This window comes from Pedobacter frigoris, assembly GCF_032678645.1.
Lineage (GTDB): Bacteria > Bacteroidota > Bacteroidia > Sphingobacteriales > Sphingobacteriaceae > Pedobacter > Pedobacter frigoris_A.
In genome coordinates this window covers 950906-973819 of record NZ_JAVTSP010000001.1, presented here as the reverse complement: position 1 = coordinate 973819, position 22914 = coordinate 950906, and the positions used below count along the sequence as shown (strand labels likewise).

At 41.6% G+C, this 22914-nt stretch carries 17 protein-coding genes; 6 read left to right on the top strand and 11 right to left on the bottom strand.

Annotated features, from left to right (window positions below; all coding sequences use genetic code 11):
- Nucleotide 1: 1 nt before the first annotated feature.
- The 7 genes from R2Q78_RS04305 to R2Q78_RS04275 form a co-directional block, all read right to left on the bottom strand.
- Entirely contained in the window at nt 2-1864 is a 1863-nt protein-coding gene (locus tag R2Q78_RS04305; RefSeq protein WP_316789197.1) for an LTA synthase family protein, read from the bottom strand.
- A gap of 11 nt (nt 1865-1875) precedes the next feature.
- Complete coding sequence (locus tag R2Q78_RS04300; protein ID WP_316789195.1) at nt 1876-2553, bottom strand: DUF4412 domain-containing protein; 678 nt, start codon at nt 2551-2553, stop codon at nt 1876-1878.
- A gap of 16 nt (nt 2554-2569) precedes the next feature.
- Nucleotides 2570-3349 carry an enoyl-CoA hydratase/isomerase family protein gene (locus tag R2Q78_RS04295; RefSeq protein ID WP_316789194.1) on the bottom strand — a complete coding sequence of 260 codons (780 nt, stop codon included), beginning with the start codon at nt 3347-3349 and terminating at the stop codon, nt 2570-2572.
- Nucleotides 3350-3409: 60 nt separating this feature from the next.
- Entirely contained in the window at nt 3410-4312 is a 903-nt protein-coding gene (locus tag R2Q78_RS04290; protein WP_316789192.1) for a LysR family transcriptional regulator, read from the bottom strand.
- Nucleotides 4313-4380: 68 nt separating this feature from the next.
- The gene (locus R2Q78_RS04285) at nt 4381-6303 is read right to left on the bottom strand and encodes a ComEC/Rec2 family competence protein (protein WP_316789190.1); all 1923 of its coding nucleotides are present in this window, start codon (nt 6301-6303) and stop codon (nt 4381-4383) included.
- A gap of 7 nt (nt 6304-6310) precedes the next feature.
- Nucleotides 6311-8338: a helix-hairpin-helix domain-containing protein gene (locus R2Q78_RS04280; RefSeq protein WP_316789188.1), complete on the bottom strand. Its 2028-nt coding sequence runs from the start codon at nt 8336-8338 to the stop codon at nt 6311-6313.
- 296 nt (nt 8339-8634) lie between these two features.
- A complete protein-coding gene (locus R2Q78_RS04275) occupies nt 8635-8970 on the bottom strand; it encodes a MerR family transcriptional regulator (protein ID WP_316789186.1) in 336 nt (111 codons plus the stop codon).
- A 130-nt stretch (nt 8971-9100) separates the two neighbouring features.
- Between R2Q78_RS04275 and alaS the strand changes: the two genes are divergently transcribed.
- From alaS to R2Q78_RS04260, 3 genes are all read left to right on the top strand, one after another.
- Entirely contained in the window at nt 9101-11797 is a 2697-nt protein-coding gene (gene alaS, locus R2Q78_RS04270) for an alanine--tRNA ligase (RefSeq protein ID WP_316789184.1), read from the top strand.
- A gap of 171 nt (nt 11798-11968) precedes the next feature.
- Nucleotides 11969-14557, top strand: a complete 2589-nt coding sequence (locus R2Q78_RS04265) for a phosphatidylglycerol lysyltransferase domain-containing protein (RefSeq protein WP_316789182.1) — start codon at nt 11969-11971, stop codon at nt 14555-14557.
- 6 nt (nt 14558-14563) lie between these two features.
- Nucleotides 14564-15991, top strand: a complete 1428-nt coding sequence (locus tag R2Q78_RS04260; RefSeq protein WP_316789180.1) for an AcvB/VirJ family lysyl-phosphatidylglycerol hydrolase — start codon at nt 14564-14566, stop codon at nt 15989-15991.
- Between the two features lie 10 nt (nt 15992-16001).
- Here the strand turns inward: R2Q78_RS04260 and R2Q78_RS04255 are convergent, their stop codons facing one another.
- The 4 genes from R2Q78_RS04255 to R2Q78_RS04240 are packed head-to-tail and all read right to left on the bottom strand — an operon-like array spanning nt 16002 to nt 18858.
- Nucleotides 16002-16136, bottom strand: a complete 135-nt coding sequence (locus R2Q78_RS04255) for an alanyl-tRNA synthetase (RefSeq protein ID WP_316789178.1) — start codon at nt 16134-16136, stop codon at nt 16002-16004.
- A gap of 33 nt (nt 16137-16169) precedes the next feature.
- The gene (locus tag R2Q78_RS04250; RefSeq protein WP_316789175.1) at nt 16170-16964 is read right to left on the bottom strand and encodes a heme ABC transporter ATP-binding protein; all 795 of its coding nucleotides are present in this window, start codon (nt 16962-16964) and stop codon (nt 16170-16172) included.
- A gap of 2 nt (nt 16965-16966) precedes the next feature.
- A complete protein-coding gene (locus R2Q78_RS04245; RefSeq protein WP_316789174.1) occupies nt 16967-18013 on the bottom strand; it encodes an iron ABC transporter permease in 1047 nt (348 codons plus the stop codon).
- The gene (locus R2Q78_RS04240) at nt 18007-18858 is read right to left on the bottom strand and encodes a hemin ABC transporter substrate-binding protein (protein WP_316789172.1); all 852 of its coding nucleotides are present in this window, start codon (nt 18856-18858) and stop codon (nt 18007-18009) included. The genes R2Q78_RS04245 and R2Q78_RS04240 overlap by 7 nt, the downstream gene beginning before the upstream one ends.
- A 330-nt stretch (nt 18859-19188) precedes the next feature.
- Here R2Q78_RS04240 and R2Q78_RS04235 point away from each other — a divergent pair, with 330 nt between their 5' ends.
- Genes R2Q78_RS04235 through R2Q78_RS04225 form a run of 3 tightly spaced genes read left to right on the top strand, consistent with a single transcriptional unit; the run spans nt 19189 to nt 22899 of the window.
- Nucleotides 19189-21573, top strand: coding sequence for a TonB-dependent receptor (locus R2Q78_RS04235; RefSeq protein WP_316789171.1), 2385 nt, complete (start codon nt 19189-19191; stop codon nt 21571-21573).
- 42 nt (nt 21574-21615) lie between these two features.
- Nucleotides 21616-22314 carry an HmuY family protein gene (locus tag R2Q78_RS04230; RefSeq protein WP_316789169.1) on the top strand — a complete coding sequence of 233 codons (699 nt, stop codon included), beginning with the start codon at nt 21616-21618 and terminating at the stop codon, nt 22312-22314.
- A 21-nt stretch (nt 22315-22335) separates the two neighbouring features.
- On the top strand, nt 22336-22899 hold the full coding sequence (locus R2Q78_RS04225; protein ID WP_316789167.1) for a biliverdin-producing heme oxygenase: 564 nt from the start codon (nt 22336-22338) through the stop codon (nt 22897-22899).
- Nucleotides 22900-22914 lie beyond the last annotated feature (15 nt).

Here is a 22914-nt window from a genome sequence, read left to right as displayed (position 1 = left end):
TTTAAAGTTCTATAAATTGCTGATACACTTTTTGCAGGTATGACTTGGCATTATTGAGCGTCTTCTCAGTCTGTTTCGCATCCTTATCATTGCTGTTGTACAAAACGGTCTTGCCTACATTGTCAAAAGTAACACATTGTTGGTTATCGATAAAGCCCATTCCATTATCCCAGCTAAAAAAAGCGAAAGAATTGATGTAAGGGTTCAAAAGATTTTTGCTCCAGGCAAAATCTTTTGCATTGATATTTAGCTGTGAAAGGAGTGTAGCGGCCACATCAGACTGGCTACCTGTATTTTCAAATTTCTTTCCCCTGAATTCCTTTCTAATAACTTCACCATAAAAGAGCAGTGGAATATGGTAACGCCCCGGATTAAAGATCTCCTGGCTATTTCGCGGGAGCAGGTGTCCGTGATCTGCAATGAAGACAAACAAGGTGTTTTTATACCAGGCCTGTTTTTTTGCATTGTTCAGGTAGGCATGGATACAGGAATCCGTATAATACGCTGTACTTTTAAACTTAGCAACATTATCAGCTCTGCCAAATTTGTAAGCTCCCGGAAGCCCGTAGGGTTCATGGTTGGTCAGGGTGAGTAAAGTAGAAAAGAAGGGTTGGGGCTCTTTATTGAGTTCTTCAGTTTGTCTTGCGAATACTACTTCATCAAATTGTCCCCAGCTGGTACCGCCAGCATTTTTGAAATCGTTTCTGTCAATCAGTTTCTGATAATTATGGCTCAATATGAAAGCCTTATAGTTGTCAAATTCAGACTCTCCTCCATAAAAGAAGGAAGTATGGTAGCCGTTTTTAAACAGTGCCTGAGATATAGCAGGTAATTTCTGCATTTTTTCTGGCCATTTAACAATACTTCCCGCTGCTAGGGTAGGAAATCCGGCTAAGGTTCCTACAAGTCCTTTATCAGTACGACTGCCTGTAGAATACACATTGCTAAATAAGACCCCCTGTTGAATCAGATTTTCAAAGTTGGGGGTGATACCCGCGTCGCCTCCTAAAGTTTTGATGAGATCGGCCGTAAAACTTTCTATGATCACCAAAACTACATTAGGACGGTTCGTTGTAAGCAGGTTTACCGTGGTGTCTTTCGCCGGTGTATAAAGATCTTTGACTATCGCATCTGCCCGCTGTTTATCCATGTAGAGGTATGGATTTGATTTGGTCATCCTCGAGGCCAGAAGACTGGACATCAGGTTCCATTCTGTATTTACTGCCGCGTTGTTGAGTGTCTGGTCCTTAGAGAAATAGGCCATACTTTGCGTAATGGGAGAGCCTGTAAGGCCACCCCGGATCAGTAAAAAATTAATGAAAAATAACAAAAGCACAGCAATGCTGCGGAGCCATACCGGAGTTTTGGTAAATTCAAGTGTTCTTAATACAACTCTTCGCTGTATTACAAAGCCCAGAATAATCAATAATGCCATTGAAGCTATCGACAAACCAATCGGTGAAGAGGCACTCGAAGCAAGTGCTTCATTTGGCGTGGAGATCGCAAACCCTAATGCTTTTGCATTGATCTTGCTGCCCCATTCACGGTATATGTTGAAATTAGCAACAGACAGTATGCTAAAAAGAACAACCAGCGCTTTATTGTAAATGGATAGCCACTTGAGTTCTACTATTTTTCTACCGCTGAGCAGCCAGTAGACATAACTCAATAGCGGGATAACCACTATGTAGGCTATCATAGAGAGGTCCAAAGGCAAAGCGTGATAAAAAGTTGCTATAATGTCCTGCGTAAAGTTGACAGCAATCTTTTTAAAATTGATGATTAAAAACGTGAGGCGGTCAATGAAGAAAAATAACAGCCAGAATAAAAAGAACCTGACAAAAAAAAGGAGGCTTTTAAACATTTTATAATTTGCTATTGTGCGCCTTGCATTGCTTTTAATTCAGCCATTGTTTTTTCTTCGTACCCTTTAGGTACATCTAAAGTGAAAGGACCAACTTTTTCTTCTTTGAGACTTTTTAAAGTAAGTACCGTTTTTACACCATCCTGTACATTTGTGAATTTAACAGGAGTACCTTTTACGTCTTCAAATCCCGGAGGGGTAGCGCCGGCAGAGAATTTAATGTCCTTGCTCACCCAAACCTCATATGAGCCTCCATTATCGTCTTTGTAATTGTATTTTTCAGCATTATAGCCCGCAATTTTTTGCTGCTCACCCGTTGCTTTAAAGTCTGAAAACTTCCTGTTGCCAGATTGTTTTTCCAGGTCTTCTTTTGACATTTTAGCTGCGTATTGTTTTTGCATGATGGGGATGTCGACAAGGATAAGAGCTTTTTTTTCCATTCCATCTGTAAATACTTTTAGCATAGCTGCTCCCAGGTCTACTTCTACCTTTGAAATATTCCCATTGAACTGGACTTTGCTTTCCGAAGGGAGCATAGAAGCGTCTACCGCGTTTTTCTGTTCATCAGTAAGGATGTATTCAATCCCATAAATGAGCGTACCCTGGTCCATTACTTTCTGGGCTTTTGCAATGATGGCGGTGCTGATTAAGATGATGGCTACAACGCCGGTTTTTATTGATTTAAACATATTTTTATCTGATTGATTACCATTTAATTTTCTCTTTATTGACAAAGGAAGCGACCCCTTTTTTAAAATCTTCACTATCTCTTACCCTTGCGTTGATCTGTACGGCAAGTGACAGACTTTTTTCCAGTAACGGATTAGTGGTTTGCCCGATCAGTTGTTTCGTTACCATTAACGAATTCGATGAAGCTTCAGTACACAAATTTAAAGCAAAATCAGTTACTTTCAGATCAATTTCTTCCTTGTTTGTTACAAAGGTGATCAGTCCATAACCCAATGCTTCCTGCGCAGAAAAGAGACTTCCGGTGAGCAGTATTTTTTTTGCAACAGTTTCACTTGTTTTCCGTAGAAGGAAACAGGAAACAATGGCCGGTACAAAACCAAGTTTAACTTCCGTATAGCCAAAATTAGCTTCAGGAACAGAAAATATAATATCGCAAACAGTGGCCAGTCCACAGCCTCCGGCGATGGCATGTCCTTCTACCTGGGCAATCACTACTTTTGGCAGGTAGTAAATGGTTGTAAAAAGACGTTTTAAATTCTCTGAATCTGCAAGGTTCTCTTCGTAACTGTTTTGCTGCAGCTGTTGAAGATAGGCGAGGTCGGCCCCTGCACTAAAAGTACCTCCATTTGCTTTCAAAACGATTACCTTCACCTCCTCATCTTCAGATGCATTGATAAATGCTGTTGTGAGTTCAGTAACCAAATCCGGGTTTAAAGCATTGCGTTTTTCAGGGCGATTTATGCAAATGGTAGCAATGCGCTGATTTACAGAATATAGAACCAGGGAGCCTGTCATACTTTGTGATTTATACTTAGATGATTGTCAAACTTAGATAAATTATTAGAAGAAATACAACTACAAATCTATTTGTGTATCAAATATATGTTTCACCATGTTGATCTCTTTTTCATACATGGTTTTCTTCCTGGTACCAAAATACAGCGTATTCTCAATAATGACATTGCCCTCCCATACCAGTTTGAGACTTCCTGCCGCTATTTCTTCACGACAAAGAAAATCAGGAATGATGGAGAACCCGGCTCCGCTGCTTAGACACCGTACAATAGAACTGATATTGGGCACAATGTAATTGGGTTTAAAGTCAATGCGCTGTTTGAAATTCGCCTGCCAGAAATTTTTAAGGTGATCCATGTCTGCAGCTGTACTGTACCAAATCTGATGTTTTAACCATTCTTCGGCTTCTTTCATTTTGTCATCTGCCAATAGAAGCTTAAGTGCTGTAAACTCAGTTTTTGCACCGCAAACCATGACAATCCTTTCTTTAGAAAATGGCTGATATTCCAGGCTCTTCTGATCGCCTTTATGTGGGGTTACAATTAAATCCAGCAAGCCCTTATCCAGATCGTGCAGCATCTGATGGTAGTCGCCAAATTTGATGATCACATTAAACGGAAGGGAGGATATGTATTTCTCCAGCGTAAACTGGAAAGTCTCGAAACACATGCCAATGCTGATCGTAGACCGGTCAGACTTGCTGCTTTTATGGAACAGCTGTTCCGCAGTCACCAGTTTATCCAATGGCTCCAGCACAAAGTTGTAAAGCACTTTGCCTCTTTCTGTGGGAACCATCTTTTTAGGAGAACGGTCAAATAATTTGTATCCTGTATAAGCTTCCAAAGAATTTAAATGCAGACTTACACCGGGTTGTGATATATACAAGGCCTGTGCTGCACCAGTTAGCGTGCCATGCTCATAGATTGCTTTAAAAGTCCTGAGCCATTCCAGATTTAATACCATGATGTATAATTTTAATAATGCAAAGGTAAGATTTAAGTTATCATGATGATGTAAAGTATGCCTTTGGTTTACGGTAGATCTAACTCATAAGCCTTTGCGTATCGCGGCCTTCTTTTTTTGAGATCATCTGTTTTCAGGAGGCAATTGTAAAATAAAATTTCATGGCCATTTAATCTGAAATAGCGCATGGCTATATTTTTATCGCCATTGATGATAGTGATTTGCTCAATCTGATGGAGATCCAATGCTGGTTTAACGGAATACCTGAAAGTCTTTTCATCGGCATTCAGGTTTGTTAAAACTATTGCTTTTTCGGCTGAGATAAAAGCTGCCGCATAATTTTTACTCAGTTTGAATACAATAATTTTCTTTTGATGGCTTAGCTGCGCCTTGCTGTAAGCAGATTTTAACTGAAGCAACGGTAGGCAACAGATCGAGGCCATTAACAGCTGTTTATTTCTGGTTTTTAGCACAAATACCATCAGTAAAAGACTTGTACAGATTAAAATCAGTTCTGTTTTATCGAACCATATGCCCGTCATATTTGAAAAAGGAAGCCTGGAAATGTAGTCCAGTCCTTTATTCATAAAATGAATCATCCATTCAAAAACGGAAGCTAAGAAGCTCAGCCTGAAAACCAGGATGATGATGCCCAGATACATGATCAGGGCCGAAGGGATGATGATGAAAAGGTTGCTGATCAGAAAGTACAATGGAAACTGGTGAAAATAATAGACACTCAATGGAAAGGTGGTCATTTGAGCGGAAAAAGACATGGCAACTGCAGACCAGATCCTGGATAGCCATCTGTTCTTAACCGGCCACCAGGACAGGATTGCTGGTTGCAGACAAATCAATCCAAAAACCGCAAGGAAAGAGAGTTCAAAACCAACATCCCAGATCAGGTACGGATCATAAAGCAAAAGACAAAATGCAGCAAACGCGAGTATGTTATAACCATTACTTTCCTTGTTGAGCATTTTTGCCAAGACAAATGCGGAAAGCATGATTGCCGAGCGCAGAACAGAGGGCGACAGGCCTGTAAGTAAAGTATAACACCAAATGACAGTCAGGATTATGATTGTCTTCAATACCTTCATCAGCTTACTTTGCCCTAAAAAAAGCAGTGTCCAGTGAAGCACCAGATAAATCAAACCCACATGCATACCAGAAACAGATAAGGCATGTACCGTTCCTGTTTTTGAATAGACAGCTAATGTATCCTCGCTTAAATCTGCACGGTAGCCCAGTATTAATGTAGAGGCCATAGAAAATGCATCATCATTTTTTAGTATGCTCCTGTAGTATGCCACTTGTTTCGATCTGAGGCTGAGTGCAAAGGAAATCAATGGATTCCCCTTGCGCTCAGCCAATACCACAATTTCATATTGTTTTAAAAATACCTGATTATGAATATCTTTTGCGGCCAGCCATGATCTATAATCAAATTCTCCGGGATTGTAAGGCGGCTCAATTCTGGAAAACCGGAAGGGTATGATCAGTTCATTGCCGTAAGCGGGTAGCCAGGTGCTGTTACTATCCAGGCGGACCATCACCAGTAATTTGCCCTCCGCTCTTAATTTTATATCTCCATTGTTTTTATAGCATTCAGTAATTTCCGCTTTAAAGCGAAGTATACTATTCTTAACCTGAGGTTCATCGATTACGGAGATCTTTAAATAATCAGCATCTTTATTTGCATAGTAATCAGAAGATAACCTGGAGTCATTTAACAGACAAATTAATCCGCCGCAACAAAAACTAAACAGGTAAACTGCGGCACCTGCTATCCATTTGTTTTTGTACAACCGGAGTTTGCGGTAAAAAACAGCAATGGTTGCGATGCTGAGAAAAATCAAACCACATACTATGCTCATTACATTCAATAGCTGCCAGGTTCTAAAATGATAGCATAAAAGTATACCTGCAGCATAGGGCAGGAGCAAATGCACGAAGACAACTTGCGATTTTTCATATTTTAACTTTTCCATAACGGTATCAGAACTGATAGCGAGCCTGCAACTTCACATCTGTTTTTTTATTTCCCATGATCTCATCCAGGCCTGAACCAACTGTTTCTACATTCTTATAAAAAGATGTGGCATACCTGAACCATACATCCAGGGATTTCATCACCTGATACCTCAGGTTTATAAAGCTTCGGAAACCTTTTCCATGATAAATACCAAAAGCAGCGCCATAGAGCACATCATCCTCATAGGCATAAATCCTGCTGTTGTAAGATGGGGTATTGAAGTAGGCCAGTCTTAAGTTGCCGGATAATTTGGTATTTAGTGGTTTGTAATTTATATCCTGGTATACTAAAAAGCCAGTTTCAGCATCAGCAATTCCTTTTTGATAACAGACTGCCTCAGCGCGACTTTGGAAGTTGATCTGTTTATTTCCCCGCCATTTTCCTTCAAGGCGGAAATTCTGTTTTAATACCTGCTGAATGCCCTTATCCAAACTTCCTGCATCCGCATTTTGTGACTTGATCTCTCTTTTATACCTCAGCAATATTTTGGCGGTCTTATTTGGAGTATAGGCCATTTGTCCCAGCAGCTCATAACCTTCAGACGGGGCATCAATGCGGTACTTTAGCCAGGGAAATTTAAAATAATCGGTATACAGAGAAAATGACCAGTATTTATGGGGGGTATAATTCATCCCTCCATAAATTCCTCTTTCATTGTTAGCTTCAGTGCCTTCACCAATGCCACTGCTAAAAAAGCTATGGTAATTCTTTTCATAATTGCGGTATAACAGTACAGCCGAGATGCGGGGAGATAAACTGGCCATCATGCCATTGAGTAAGGCCCAGCCACTCCCGATGCTATGTGCCAGTTCACCATAGAAATACATGTTCTTAAACGTATAGCTGTAATTGAGCCCTGTATTTAGCAGTTCCTTCCCTTCAAAACTGTATTTGTTATAAAGTTGATTCCCGGTTACAAACCTCTGCTGGTAATGGGTTTTATAACCCAGGAATCCGATATTTAGATGATCATGGGCATATTGGAAAGCAGCGCCATAAACTAACTCACCCAAACTCTTTTGGTTTTTTAATTCTGTCGCAGTGCGATGCAATCCGCTGATGTTGATGTTTTCCAGGGTCATGCTGCCGTCGGGACCGTTTTTTAAACTTGCATCCAGTTTCCTTGAAGAAAGAAATGCAGTGAAATCAATATGTTTTGTGATACAGATTGTCGATGCTATTCCCCTTAAGAAGGAAGACTCATTTGAAGAGGAGTATGGCCGAAGTCCGAGATCTTTGCTGGCAACACTCGTGACATCAGGTCCCTTTCCGAATGCGAAACCGGACCACAGGGCAAGTCCCTGTCCAAATTGCATGCTGTAATCACCTAAGACCAGTTTTTTAAACGGACCCAAATTTTGGAAGGCCACATTTCCCGACAAATGATCTGCTCCGCTTTTGCCATGTATAAAATGTTCACCTGCGTCTTTTTCGACCACCAGCGACGCGGACATGAAATCCTTTACTACGTATTTATACCTCAGTAAAAGTTTGTCTGGGCTCCCCAGGTACCTGCTGCCTGGCAAATCACGAAAACCTTTCTGGGTCTGAAGTGTCCGCCCATACCGGATGATCAGGTCGTTATTTACAGACGTTCCTGACTTGCGGCGGGATAAATCAGAAGGAGCAGATATTTTTATAAAGGGCAGGATCCGGCTGATGGTCTGCAGGTCAAAGCCACTAATGCCCTGGAGTTCTAAGACATCGATTAACTTGCCGTTGGTCTTTAAATGTTCGAAGAGGCTGGCGATTTGAAGCGGAGACAAAAAGACCAGTTTCTTTAATTCCTCGGGACTGGTTTTGTTTAAGTCTAAAGGATGCTTTTGATAATGGCTCAAACGCTCTGTAAGTTCATACAGGTCGTAGTCTTCAGCCAGCTGATCTGCAAAACCTTCTATAATTTCTTGTATCAGTACATCTTCCTGTGCCTTGACAGTATAACCCCACGAAATTAGTAACAGGGTTATTAATGCTTTAATTGTATTTGGCATAAATCAGCCAAATGACCTCAAAGATTTTGATGATAACCAAATGCCGAGGTTTTAATTTAAAAATTTCTTTTTGCGATAATATAGACGGGGCTATATTCAGGTTAGGACAGGATGCTAACCAGACCATATTGATGAGATATTCAGCCCATAGTGACCCCACTTTTTTTCAACAAAAAGGTGGGGTCATGGTGGGTTTAAGGTGGGGTCACTATATAACAGGGTGTAACAAAACTGCCGGAAGCAATCCGGTAAGTAAGGTGTTAATTAAAAGTTAATTGGTTTTGAAGCGATTGGACTTAGATTTCCTCGTTTAGTTTCAGTAAGAAATCTTTCAGCTTCTCCAGGGAAGCAATGATCTTTTGATTTTCCTTCACCTCTCCGCTATTGTTTTTCAGGTGTTCTTTGGCCCCTTTTAGCGTAAAACCCTTGTCATCCACGAGGTGAAAAATGATCTTTAAGTTTTCAATATCTTCCGGGGTAAAGAGACGATTGCCCTTTTTGTTTTTCTTAGGCTGTAGTACTTCAAATTCCTTTTCGTAAAACCTGATTTGCGAAGCATTTACACCAAACATTTCGGTTACCTCGCCCATTGTATAATACATTTTGTTGATTTCCCGCTCTTTGTAAGGCATAATTGGTATTGATTATTAGTTGTTTACAGCTTTTATTTGAAGTGTTCAAACTTAGATAAAAGTACTCAAGTATCCATAAACAAAAAAGAATAATTTTATCTAATTTTGTTAACCATTAATAAAGAGAAGGATGACAGCTAAGGAAATCAGACAAGCATACTTAAAATTTTTCGAATCCAAACAACACCATATTGTTTCTTCTGCACCTATTGTAGTTAAAAACGATCCCACATTGATGTTTACCAATGCCGGAATGAACCAATTTAAAGACTTATTCCTTGGTGAAGCCCCTATAAAATATCCCAGAGTGACCGATACGCAACGTTGTTTGCGTGTTTCCGGTAAACATAATGACCTTGAAGAAGTGGGTATTGATACCTATCACCATACCATGTTTGAGATGCTGGGCAACTGGAGTTTTGGCGATTATTTTAAGAAGGAAGCGATTGCCTGGAGCTGGGAACTGCTCACTGAAGTTTATAAAATACCGAAAGATAAGCTCTATGTTTCGATCTTCGAAGGAGATGAGAAGGAAGGTTTGCCTCGCGATACTGAAGCTTATGAGCTTTGGAAACAATACGTTCCTGAAGACCGCATCATCCTTGGGAATAAAAAAGACAATTTCTGGGAGATGGGAGATATGGGGCCATGCGGACCATGCTCTGAGATCCATGTAGACTGCCGTCCTGATGAGGAACGCAGTCAGATAGCCGGAAAAAGCCTGGTGAATGCAGATCATCCGCAGGTAATTGAGATATGGAATAATGTATTCATGCAGTTTAACCGCCTTAAGGATGGTTCGTTGCAGCCTTTACCTGCACAGCATGTGGATACAGGAATGGGATTTGAGCGTTTGGTGCGCGTGCTGCAAGGCAAGTCATCAAACTACGATACAGACGTATTTCAGCCATTGATCCAGGTGATCGCCGGTCATGCAGGAATCGCTTATGGTGCCGATGAAAAGACTGATATCGCCATGCGTGTGATGGCAGATCACATTCGTGCCATTTCATTTGTAATTGCCGATGGCCAATTGCCATCTAATAATAAAGCAGGGTATGTAATCCGCCGTATTTTACGTCGCGCTGTGCGTTACGCCTATACCTTCCTGAATTTAAAAGAGCCATTCTTAAATCAACTGGTACCGGTTTTGGCAGAACAGTTTAAGGGCGTTTTTGAAGAACTGGTATTGCAGCAGGATTTCGTACAGAAAGTAGTTTTGGAAGAAGAAGTATCCTTCCTGAGAACTTTAGCTACAGGTATCCAACGCTTTGATAATTATACTAAAAAACAGGCGGAATTCCTGATGTCTGAGAATGCAATAGAGCCTGAAAAATCTTTCGAGGACCAATGGGTTTACAGTATTCTGAAAGACCAGATGGTGATCTCCGGAGACTTTGCTTTTGAACTGAACGATACTTACGGATTTCCGATAGATCTGACTGAGCTGATGGCAAGGGAGAAGCGCTGGTCTGTTGATATGGACGAGTATAATAAAGCCTTGCTGAAACAAAAGGAGCGTTCGCGTGCGGCTACGGCTATAGATACTGGCGACTGGGTTTTGGTAAATCCAGAACTTGAAGTTGAGTTTGTTGGGTATGATGATGTAGAAGCAGAAACACAGATCGTAAAATATAGAAAAGTAAGCGCAAAGGGTAAGGAACAGTACCAGATCGTGCTGAATAAAACTCCTTTTTATGCAGAGAGCGGCGGACAGGTAGGAGATACCGGCAGACTGGAAGACCATAGTCGCCTTTTCTTCGTGGAGATTACTGATACCAAGAAGGAAAATGGTGTGGTTGTGCATTACGCAGATACTATGCCTGAAGATGTCGAAGGACTTTTCTGGGCAGTCATAGACGAAGATAAACGACTGCTTTCGCAAGACAACCATACGGCTACGCATTTGTTGCACGCTGCTTTGAAAAAAGTATTGGGTTCACATGTAAACCAGAAAGGTTCATTGGTAAATCCAGATTACCTGAGGTTCGATTTTTCGCATTTTGCGAAAGTGACGGATGAAGAACTGGCCCGAATAGAGCACCTGGTGAACCAGAAAGTAAGAGAAAATATCCCTTTGAAAGAGCAAAGATATGTGCCTTATGATCAGGCGATATCCAGCGGTGTCACCGCGTTGTTTGGTGAGAAATATGGAGACCTGGTCAGGATCATCACTTTTGATGACCACTATTCGAAGGAGCTTTGCGGCGGTACACACGTACAGGCAACAGGACAGATCGGTTATTTTAAGATCATTTCTGAAAGTGCTGTAGCAGCAGGAGTAAGGCGTATAGAGGCCATTACTGCTGATAAAGCGGAGGCGTTTGTGTTGGATCAGAACAGGGAACTGAATGAACTGAGGGAATTGCTGAAAGGTAATAAGGATCTTAAAGCTGCGGTTTCTTCTTTGATAGAAGAGAACAACAGGTTGAAGAAAGATGCTGAAAAAGCGGTTCTGGAGCAGTCGGCCAATCTGAAACATGAGATTGTACACCACATGAAAACCATTAATGGTGTAAATGTGATTGCTACGCATGTGGATCTTCCTAATGCTGACGCTGTTAAGAATCTTGCATTTGCAGTAAAAGATTTGGTTGACGATTTGTTTTTAGTATTTACGACGCTGATAGACGATAAACCCGGAATTACAGTAATGCTGTCGGAAAACCTGGTAAAAGATAAGGGGCTCAATGCATCTAATATTGTCAGGGAACTGGCTAAGGATATACAGGGCGGTGGCGGCGGACAGCCTTTTTATGCTACGGCGGGCGGGAAAAATAAAGACGGACTGAAAACTGTTCTGGAAAAGGTTGAAGGATTGATCTAAAACCCAGTTATTTATTTACCGCCTAAATGTAAATTTAGCTATATCCTGAAAAAAATCGCCAGTTGAAAACAGCTGGCGATTTTTTTATTCATTATTACTTTTAAGTAGAATGTCATGAAAAATGATGCTTACTATTTAGTTATATTTGATTAGTTAATTGCATTAATGAATATGAGATCTCTCAAATTTCTCCCTCCATTTATTCGTGAAAATGGAAAGATCATAGCCAGTTTTATTTTTACACTTTTCTTTATTGGCCTTTCTGTTTGGTTTGTTAAGCACGAACAAGGAGAGCTTCATCAGGTAAAGAGCCTGCTGATTACGGCAGATTGGCTATGGATTACTGCAGGTATTGTACTTAGTTTTGTGTATGTATTTATACATGGTTTCATGTACAGGTCTTCCTTTGCTGCGATAGGTAGTGTGATTTCTGTGGGCGACGGAGCCATGCTTTATCTTAAAAGGAATTTTGTCAGTGTTTTTCTTCCTGCAGGGGGAGTATCTTCGCTGGCTTTTTTCAGCGGGGACATAGAGAAAAAAGGAGTGCCGGCCTCACAGATTAATTTTGCTTCCTCTATATATGGCTTTGTAGGAATTCTTTCCGTCGTAATCATAGCGATTCCGGTGTTTAGCTACGCAATTTTTGAAGGGAGTATAGGCTATGGTGAATGGGTTGCGCTCATTGCTGTTTTTTTATTGATCGCGAGTATTTGGTTTGTGTATCTATCGGTGATGAACAATGGTGCGGTATATAAGTTTATTGTCAGATATGTGCCTGCTATTGAGGTGTACATTGGTGAGTTTCGGAACAATTCAATCGAAAGAAATCATTTTATCAGAACTGTGCTATACAGTATACTCATAGAAATTGTTGGTATTGTCCATATCTATATAGCAATGCTCGCATTGAATATCAATCCATCCCTGATGTATGCTATGGTGAGTTATATCATCGCTGTTGTTTTTTTGATCATTTCTCCCTTTCTAAGGGGTTTGGGCGCAGTGGAGGCTTCTATGACTTTTATGCTGATCCGTCTGGGTTATTCCAGTGCTGAAGCCGTCTCTATTACATTTATCTATAGATTTATGGAGTTCTGGGTGCCAATGGCATTGGGCGCATTGAGTTTTCTTGTTAAAGTAAATAAACTGCTGATGCGTATCATGCCAGCTATGCTGCTATTTACATTAGGTATAGTGAATATCATTTCGGTACTTACTCCGGCTATTCATGAGCGTGTGGTATTTTTGAAGAATTTCCTTCCTATCTCGGCCATTACTGCTTCTAATTATTTTGTCTTTCTTGCAGGATTATTCTTACTGGTTTGTGCTGCGTTTATGCTAAAAGGGCTTCGTATGGCCTGGTATTTTGCATTGCTGCTTTGTGCATTGTCTTTGATCGGAAACTTGACAAAGGCTATTGATTATGAAGAGGCGAGCTTTGCTGTGATTGTAATGATCACCTTATTCGCTTCCAGAAAAGAATACTATATAAAACACAACTCGAGGTTGAGACATCTTGGTATCCAGACCATGCTTTTGAGTGTTTTTGCAGTTGTATTCTATGGAACGGTTGGATTCTATTTTCTGGATAAAAAGCATTTCAATATAGATTTTAGTCTTTGGCAATCGATAAGGTATACACTTCAGAACTTTGTTCTTGTGGGTAGTACTGATTTGGTGCCGAATGACTCTTTTGCCAGAGGTTTTTTATATTCCATTAATATCAGTGGATTTATTTCTATTGCTTTCTTAATCTATACGCTGATCAGACCTTACATTCTCAATGTTTCTATAGAAGAGGAAGATCTGGAGTGGGCTAAGCTAAAATTGCAGCAGTATGGAAATTCCGCCCTAGACTACTTCAAAACTTATCGCGATAAATTGATTTATCGTACAGATGAGATCGATGGTTTTTTAGCCTACCGGATTTCAGGTAATTTTGCAGTAGTACTTGAAATGCCGGTCGCTAATTCAGATGAACAGGTAGCATTGATCAAATCTTTTGATAAATATTGCTTTGAAAGCGGATTTAAAAGTATTTATTACCGGGTTCCGGAAGAAAGTATTGCGATGTTTATGACACTCGGTAAAAAGAAACTGTTTCTCGGTCAGGAAGGTGTGTTAGACCTGACTTCTTTTTCTTTGGAAGGAGGCAGTAGAAAATCTATCCGCAATGCAATTAAGAAAGTAGCAGAGAAGGGATTTCAAAGCAAAGTATACCTGGCTCCGATTAAAGATGGTCTTTTACAGAAATTGAAATCTGTTTCTGACGAATGGCTCGCTGATACTGAACGGGAAGAGATCGTGTTCTCTCAGGGGATGTTTTTGTGGGAAGAATTGAAAGGCCATACGATCATAACTGTTGAGAACGCCGAAGAAAAGATCGTTGCTTTTCTGAATGTAATTCCAGATTATAAGGCCTCTGAATCTACTTATGATCTGATCAGAAAAACAGCTGATGCCCCGAATGGTGTAATAGACTTTATTATGGTTGCTTTGTTTGATCAATTAAAATCACAGGAATTTAAAATGGTCAATATAGGTTTTGCTCCATTATCTGGTATGAGTGATGCTCAGAATTTGCCAGAAAGATCAATGAAGTTTGCATATGAAAAAATAAGGTCGTTCTCAAGATATAAGGGATTGAGGGATGCAAAGGATAAGTTTTCGCCCGTTTGGCATAATAAATACCTGATTTACAATCAGGATTACGATTTACTCAGTATTCCTACTGTATTGAACAATGTGATTAAACCTTAAATGCGTATGAAATTTATGAGATGTAATTATTTTCAGGCAAACCCCGTTATTTTAATGGTCATTGGTTTATTGTGCTCATCCTTTGTGAAAGGGGCCGGGGTAGACACGAGTTCGATAACTGACAATAAGTTTGGTAAAATTACAATCTATATGCCTAAGGGGACACCGACATCAGTCGCTTTATTTGTATCGGGTGATGGGGGCTGGAAAAATGGAGTAATCAATATGGCAAAAGACCTTGCTGCTCAGGGTGGATTAGTACTTGGAATTGATGCTAAACATTATGCGGCTTATTTGTCGAGGCGAACAGGAGACTGTCTATATCCGGCAGCTGATTTTGAAGAATTAAGCCTGTCTATTCAGAAAAAATATAAGTTTCAAAATTACTTTAAACCGGTGCTTGTAGGTTATTCTTACGGAGCTGTTCTTATTTATGGCATCCTTGCACAGGCACCGGCAAATACTTTTAAAGGTGCAATAGCGCTGGGTTTTTGTCCTGATATTGATCTGAAAAAGCCTTTATGTAAAGGGAGTGGACTTACCCAGCATGTATTGAAACCGGGTGTATCTTTCTACCTGGAACGAACGGAAAAGCTAACAGCTCCATTTATTGTCTTGAATGGTGTAAAAGATCAGACCTGTCCTTATGAAGCTACGGAAGAGTTTTTAAAAGGAATGCCAATGGCTGAACTGGTAAGACTTGATAAAGTAGGACATGGTTTTTCGATTGCTGATCACTGGCTTTCTGAATTGAATGCTGCTTATAAAAAGGTGACTGCTGCAACATCCGTGGTAGACTTTAAGCTGGTCAATAATATGCCCTTAACGGTTGTTCCCGCTACAAAGAGAAGTGATTTGCCTATTGTATTTATGATATCCGGAGATGGAGGCTGGACTAGTTTTGATCAATCTCTTGCCGAAGCACTCGCCGCCAAAGGTCTGGCTGTTGTGGGTCTGGATGCCCAGAAATATTTCTGGAATGCTAAAACACCAAATGGCACAACTGAAGATATGATGAGGGCGATATTTCAATATACTGCCCAAATGGGGAATGAGAAATTCATCCTGGCCGGCTATTCCTTTGGTGCCTCTGTAGTTCCTTTTGTCGCGAGCAGATTGCCTCTCACACTAAAAAAGCATTTACAGGGTATCATTTCTCTTTCTCCGGATGAATCAGCTGACTTTGAAATACATATTGCGGATATGCTTAATCTTGGCAGTTCCGATGATAAATACAATGTGCTAGCGGAATTTAAAAAGCTAAAAGGAATACCTGCTATTTGCTATTTTGGAGATTCGGAAGATGCTAAAATCAGGAGTAAATTTACTGAAAATGGAATCAGAGTGGGCGTACTAAAAGGAAATCATCATTTTGATGATGACTTTTCCCTTATTGCAAAAGAGGTATTGAAAGTTGCGGTTGAGCGTAAATAAGTTGCTGATTTTACTTCAAGGCCCAATAACCAATGGCCAGCCATATCAATCCTTTGATCAGGAAGAATAGAAACCCCCAAACACCGACCTTTTTCAGCCACTTTAAGATGGCGGCCTTCCTTTCTGATGTTGGTTTTGTAGTCATATTACAAAATTAATTGATTTACAGGTAAATTTATTATGAATGTTCACTGATAGTAACGTTTCTGGGAATTAAAAAGTGCTTTAAAGTCCGGGGATTGGTGTATACATCAGAATTGATTTCGAATATTTCATATATATTCTTTCCGCTTAATACTTCTGCAGCAGTACCATCATACCATTTGCGTCCATTTTTTAACATCAGGATCCGGTCAGCATATTGTCCCGCCAGGTTAATGTCGTGCAAAATACTGATCACCATAAAACCACGTTTGGTGAGCATTTTGGCAATGGCGAGCGTTTGCTGCTGGTATTGAAGGTCAAGGCTGGCCACAGGTTCATCCATGAGCAGCAAAGCGTTGGGTACATCCCAGATCTGCGCAAGTACACGGGCCATTTGAACACGCTGTTGCTCACCACCTGATAAACTCAGGTAGGAGCGGTCGGCAAAGGCAGAGATGCCGCAGAGCTCCATTACCTGAGTAATGACTTCCTGATCCTTATTGGAAGGATTGTTTTTATAATGAGGATAGCGTCCCATCATTACAATCTCGACAACATTAAAGGCCATGTTGAGGACATTCTGCTGGTTGAGTACGCTGCGTTTTATAGCCAGTTCAGCCAGCGTATATGTACTTAAATCTTTACCCGAAAGCGTTACAGTGCCTTTGGTTGGCTTTTTTTCACCACTCAACATGCGGAAGAGCGTAGATTTTCCGGCGCCATTGGCACCAAGGATAACCAATAACTCGGACGGGCGGAGGGTAAAGGACACATCTCTGATCAATAGTCTTTTTCCGATTTCAAATGTGAGTGAGTCTGCGATCAGCATCTTTATAAAACGAGTTTCTTTTTATCCTTAATTAAAATATACAAAAACAGAGGTGTGCCCAGCAGTGCCGTTATTACCCCGATGGGCAGTTCTATTGGTGCAATGATGGTTCGGCAAAGCATGTCCGCCAGGGTGAGCATCAGGGCACCAAATAAAGCTGATGCGGGTAATACATGCTTATTGTCGACGCCAATGAGCAACCTGATCGTATGCGGCACCAGTAAGCCAACGAAACCAATGATCCCAGATACGGCCACAGCAGCACCCACGGCCATTGTGGCCAGGATCACAACGTTTCTTTTGATCAGGTTTACCCTCAAGCCAAGTTGTGCTGCCTGTACCTCACCGAGTGCAAAAGCATTTAGGGATTTGCCCAGGCGCGGCAGTATCAGTATGGGAATCAGAATAAAAGGCGCTACAGCTGTCACCGTTTCCCAGGTAGCTCCACCCAGACTTCCCAGCATCCAGAAGGTAATGTTGCGCAGCTGCTGGTCATCAGCCGCAAAGGTAATGAGGCCTGTGAGTGCGCCAGCAAGTGCATTGATGGCGATACCTGCCAAGAGCATGGTCGCCACGTTAGATTTTCCGTCCGTTCTGGAAATCTGATATACAATCAGCGCTGCAATTCCTGCACCGGAAAATGCGCCGAAGGCCAGCAGGTAGTAGCCCAGGAGATTGCTAAGACTGGAAAGGATACTGATTTCGAGCGCAATGATGATCACCGCCATTAAGGAGGCTCCCGCAGAAATACCGATAAGCCCGGGTTCGGCAAGCGGATTTCTGAAGATCCCCTGTATGGCTGCGCCGGAAATGCCCAGTGCTGCGCCAACTAGTAAACCCAATAATACACGCGGGATACGGATGATGTTCATGACACCTTCATGCTGCGCAGAAACAGTGCTTTCTGCAAAGAAGCCCAGCTTTTTGATCAGGATAAGTATGACATCAGCCAGAGGAATCTGAACAGCCCCCAAGCTCATGGAAAACGAAGCAGCGAGGAAAAGGCCGATGACCAGACCACTATATAAAAGTGCCTTTTTATTTACCATTTGGTATTTAGCTGACTGATGGCCTGACCCAGGCGTACCGAAAAATTAGTTAAGAGTTCGCCGTCCATTTCCAGGATTCTTTTGTTTTTTCCTGCATTGGTGAGCATTACGCCAGGCATCTTCAGGATGCTGTTGATTCCACCCAGGCTCTTGTATCCAAAGTCGAACATCAGGATCACATCAGGATTGGCGCTGACAAGCGATTCCGTAGTATAGGGCTTGAATTTGCTAAATCCCTGAGCGGCGTTTTTTGCGCCAGATAGCCTGATGATGGCGTCCAGACTGGTTTCCTTACCTGCCACCATCATTACGCCTGCGCCCCGTGCATACAGGAACAGTACCTTAGGTGATTTAGGGTTTTTCTTGACCATTGAAAGAGCCTGGTCGACTTCCGCTGAAGTCTGCTTGCCCAGTTCTTCTCCTTTTTGAGGATTACCTAAGGCAGCGGCAACCTGGCGGATAAATGCCAGTGCGCCCTTGGGACTATATTCCTGTTTAATGATCACCAGTTTTATCCCCGCCGAACTCAGCTGATACTGGATCGCCTTGGAAATCATATTTTCAGGGGCGAGTACGAGATCGGGGGAGAAGGATATAATCCCTTCGGCCGAAATGGCTCTGTCCTTACTTACTTTGGGTACCTTATTGATATAAGCAGGATAGATGCTGGTCACATCTACTGCTACGATTTTCTGGCCAAAGCCCAGGGCATCGACAGTTTCCGTAAGCGGGCCGCTGAGTGTAATGATCCTTTTAGGTACAGCCGCAAAAGCTGAGACGGTAAGTGTCATGAGTACTATAAAACCAATGACTTTCGGGGATTTTCTATAGTTGTTGTTCTTCATATTCTTCTGCAAAGGAAGTTTTAATTAAAATCATTCCAAATAATTTAATTCACGTTAACGCTATCGGTATATTTTGTTTTGACGTGTTATTTGGTTCAGATGTCGTGTTTCAGTTTTTAGTTAATCTATTCTTTGTTAGTGTTTTATTGTGGTTTTTATGCCTGATTTTGCTGTATTGTAGTGCTTGTTTTTCTTTCAGTTTTATCCCTTTTCCGTAAATGACATCCCGAAATGGTTAAAAATAATCCTCATAACGTTGCTTTTTTTTAAGCAAATGTAAGCATATTTGTCATCTTATTTAGACTGATTAAAAATAACTAACATCTATAAATGTATTCAACATCCCCATTCAGAATTCTATTTTTCTTAACCTTTCTTTTAGTTTATGGATACCATGTTAGTGGCCAAACTAAAGGTAATTTGGAGGGACAGGTTTTGAATGAACAAGGGAAAGTGCTGTCAGGTATTACTATAGACCTGCAGCCAGATCATCAGAAGGCAATTTGTAACCAACAGGGCAATTTTAGTTTTAAGAATTTATACGCCGGGACATACGTACTGTCCATACAAGCCATCGGCTATCAAAAATATACCAGTGAAGTAGAGGTAATCGCAGGAAAGAACACCAGGGTCGACATCAAACTAAGGGCGGGAGAAGAGGAATTGAAAGAAGTAAGTGTGGTTAGCTTCCATAGTAATCCCGATAATTTTATAGATATGACCCGTACGGCAATGCCCAGCAAAGTGATCAGCAGGCAGGAAATAGAGATGATGGGCAGCAGGCGGCTGGACGAGGTGCTGAAAGAACAGACCGGGATGGCCATGGTCAATGATGTGGCCTCCGGTGGGCGGGCTATTGGTTTGCAGATGCAGGGATTCGACAGCGGTTATACCATGATCATGATTGATGGTCAGCCGATGATCGGGCGCAACAATGGCAACCTGGATCTGTCGAGAATTACCGTTGCGAATATTGAACGGATTGAGATCATCAAAGGAGCTTCATCCTGCTTGTTTGGGAGTGATGCCCTGGCCGGGGTAGTCAATATTGTGACACGTAAAAACATTACCCAGCCACAAGGTATGGCTTCATTGCGGTATGGCAGTTTCAATATGATAGATGCAACACTGGAGGGTGAAACACCATTTTCAGGTACCGGGGGGTCTGTGTACCTGTCTGGCAACTACTACCGTACCGATGGTTTTAATGCCAATCCATACCTCAGTCAGGGTAAGACTGCACCACCTTCCGATACATACGCTATTCAGGGCAGGGGAAGGTATCTGCTGAACGACATCAGTACGCTGAGTTTCAATTTGAGGTTCATGAACCGCAACTCTAGAAACAGGCTTTCCTATATGGAATTAAAGCCAACCGAAGATGTTCAGAATGAATATGACCTGAATGCGGCTGTAGCGTTCAACAATAATTTCAGGAATGGATGGAAGTTAAAATCACAGTATTACCTGACCCGTTACGAGACTAAACAGACCATTGAAGACCTGGAAAGTGGATCTGTCGCTTCCGGAAATGATTTTGAGCAATACCTGCACCGGTTAGAATGGCAGGCATCTAAACAGGTTGCCTCACAACTTGAATTTACCGGAGGGCTTGGAGGGGCTTATGAATTGCTACTAAATAATTTTTACAGGGGCAACAAACAGATGGCCAATTATTTTGTATTTGGACAGCTGAACTGGCAACCTTTGGAAAAACTGGCGGTCACAGGAGGGGGGCGTTTCGATTACCATGATAAATATGGTTCGCGTTTCAATCCAAGTCTGGGTTTGCGCTATGATCTGGCTTCCAATTTTAACTTAAGGGCTGCGATAGCCTCAGGGTTTAAAACTCCCAATTTCCAGCAGCTGTATATGATTTTTACCAATGTCCAAACCGGTTATTCTGTGTTTGGTGCAGAAGAATTCTGTAGAGAGATCCAATCGCTCCGTGATGCCGGGCAGATCATGAGTGTTTTCCCGTCAGCACAAAAGATAGGGGACCTGAGACCTGAACGTTCGGTTTCTTACAGCGCCGGCTTTGCTTATCAACCAGTAGCTAAGGTTAGTCTGGATGTCACTGTGTTTTACAATGACATGAAAGATTTTATCAATTCCGAGCAGGTGGCCATCAAGACCAATAGTCAGCAGATTTATTCCTACATGAATATTGCCAGAGCCTACACTACCGGTGCAGAAATAGGTTTGAGTTATAAAGTCAGCCAGTCATTAAATCTTTCAGCCGGTTACCAGTTGTTGTATGCCTTTGATAAAGGAGTACTTGATTCCATAAAGAACGGTACCGGTTTGTATGAAAATGTGTATGATCTTGGGCAGAATAAACAAAGACGCTCTACAACTAAAGACTATATGGGGCTCAACAACCGGTCGAGGCATATGGCCAATATCAAGATCAGTTATGCACATGACCGTTCTGGTCTCACAGGATCGTTCAGGGTAAATTACCGGAGCAGGTACGGTTTCATGGAAGCCAACCGTTCGAACAATTTCCTGGATCCCTGGGATACCTATGTGCGCAGTTTTTTTCTGCTCAATGTTTCTGTACAAAAATATTTCAATAATAAACATCTGCAATTGCAGGTGACTACAGACAATATCATGAACTACCGCGATCAGCTGATCCCGGGTCAGTCCGGGCGTGCATTTCTGGCCGGACTAAGCTGGAGGTTTTTCAAGGATGAGCCTAAGCATCCATAAATACGCAACAATTATCAATTATATATCATCAGTAAATTAACCATGAATTATTCAAAAAACTTAAAAATCAGTATGCTCTTCCTTATGTCGGTGATCGCCCTGTCTTCATGCAGGAAAGACCGGAAAGTAGTAGAGGAAGCCCCAACGAATTACTACAAACTGCGGAGGGTAGAAAATTTTGCACCTGCTGTCGCGGGAGCTAAGACTGCCTATTTCAATTTCGATACAAAGGCTGAAGTCGCTGCTGCTTCGGAAAAAACAGCAGATTGGGATTTGGCTTTTGGCGGTACAAATGTGAGTTTTATGAGCGGCAACAATGGATCAGATGCTGCGAATTATGGTTCAGGAAATACCACAACAGGTGGTGTCCTGGTTATCGAGAAGCCATTTGATGAAGTAACAGCTGTGCCGGCCGATGCAGAGTTTAAAACAGGTAAAGACATTGTGGGAATGGACAAAGAAGGTGCATTTTCTACTTCTATAGGCTGGTATTTGTATGATTTTACAGGACTGGTAAGAGGTGATGGCAGTGCCAGGAAGAAACACGTGGTGTATGCTATGCCTGAAAAGCGTACGGTAGTTATCCGTACCGCTAAAGGTGATTATGCAAAAATAAAAATGATCAGTTGCTATAAAGATGCCCTTACCGCCGATAAATGGTTCCAGGATGTCCCTTTCATGTTTTACACTTTCGAGTACGTAGTGGTACCTAAAGGCAGTACAAAATTTGTAATCAAATAAATATTTAAATCAGATCAAGATATGTTAAGTGCCAAAATTAAAGATGCAACTAAAGAAGCGCATCAACAATTAGAGAAAAAGGTGGTTTTAAAGATGAAAGCCATTCGTAGTAATGCAGATTATGCAGATGTATTGAAACATTTCTATGCTTATTTCAGCGAAGTAGAAAAGGCAATCAAACCTTTCATTACAGCTGAGGTATTGCCGGATCACGCAGAACGCAGAAACTCAGTCTACCTTAAAGCAGATATTGAAGAGTTGGGTTCCAATGTAAATGAATTGCCGGAAGCAGTAGCGCCGCAGATCAACAATACCGCAGAAGCGTTGGGTGCGCTGTATGTCATGGAAGGCTCTATTATGGGCGGACCGATCATTGTGCAGATGCTAGCCAAATATGGTGTAGAAAAAGGCATTTCCTTCTTTTCAGGCTATGGAGAGTCGACCGGACAAATGTGGGGCAAATTTGTTGGTGTAATGAATGCACATGCAGAGACAGAAGAGCAGCAGACTCAGGCCATTCGTGTAGCCGATGAGACATTCTCCCGTTTTGGTGATGTGTTTGGCGAAGTTTCAGTGCCATCGTAAATGTCAGCATCTCCC